Origin of the sequence: Kitasatospora sp. NPDC007106 (assembly GCF_040634455.1) — a bacterium.
GTDB classification, from domain to species: Bacteria; Actinomycetota; Actinomycetes; order Streptomycetales; family Streptomycetaceae; genus Kitasatospora; species Kitasatospora arboriphila.
Window position 1 is genome coordinate 1 of the sequence record NZ_JBEYFP010001489.1, and the last position, 1003, is coordinate 1003.

Consider the following 1003-nt stretch of genomic DNA (forward strand, 5'->3'; position numbering starts at 1 on the left):
GCCCGGCCGGAGGACGTCTGCGCGCCGCCCGAGGGGGCGGCGGCCGGGCTGCCGGACGGTGCGGGTGCGGCGTCCTGGGTGAGGCGCAGCCGCCAGACGTCGCTGTCGCTGCCCTCGCTGCCGTAGAGGACGGCGGTGCCGTCCGCGGAGAAGGTCACCGACTCGCCCTGGCGCTGGAAGGGCACGTCCAGCGAGCGGAGCTTCTTCGGGGTGCCGTCCCAGGCGTACAGGTCCGAGCCGAAGTAGCCGCGCAGCACCAGTCGGCGGCCGTCCGGCGAGAAGGCGCCGTCGGTCACCCAGGGCACGTCGGCGATCCGCTTGAAGGTGTTGACGCCGGTCGGCGAGAGCGCCTCCGGGCCCTGGTAGAGGCCGCCGCCGGACTGCTTCTTGCTGGCGATGTAGGCGCGGCCGGTGACCGGGTGCACCATCAGCGCCTCGGCGTCGCGCGGGCCGTCCTCGTAGCGGACCTTGTACCGGACGGCGGTGACCGTCTGGTCGTGGAGTTCGGCGGGCTCGGGGAAGGCGTAGATCCACACCTCGGGCCAGGTGCCGTCGAGGTTGTCGCCGATGTCGCCGACGTACAGCCGGCCGTCGGGGCCGAGCGAGATCGCCTCCACGTCGCGCGGTTTGATGCCGCGCAGGGTGACGGTCGCGACGGTGCGGCCCTCGCCGTCGACGGCGTACACGTACGGGCCGTCGTCGCTGTCGTTGTGCGTCCAGTACACGCCGGGGTGGGCCCGGCTCGCGGCGAGGCCGCTGGACTCGGTGATCCGCTTGTCGTGGACGGTGAAGAGGCGCTCCGGCCGCTCGTCGGCGGCGGCCGGCAGCGCGGCCGGGCCGAGCAGGATCAGCAGTGCCCCGGCGGCGGCCGCACCGCTGCGCATCCGTCGCCTGCCCCTCGTCGCTCGCTCCACCGGGCGATCATCGCACGGCGGCCCGACCGGTCGGCGCGGAACGGTCGGGTACGTCCCGACGCGGGTGGGCGGCCGGCGGACGGGCGCCG

The 1003-nt window shown here is 75.1% G+C and carries 1 protein-coding gene; it reads right to left on the bottom strand.

What is annotated here, in order from left to right; translation table 11 throughout:
* Positions 1 to 884, bottom strand: an 884-nt coding sequence (locus ABZ641_RS39505; protein WP_359989588.1) for a hypothetical protein, incomplete at its 3' end; no start/stop codon positions are given.
* Positions 885 to 1003: the final 119 nt, after the last annotated feature.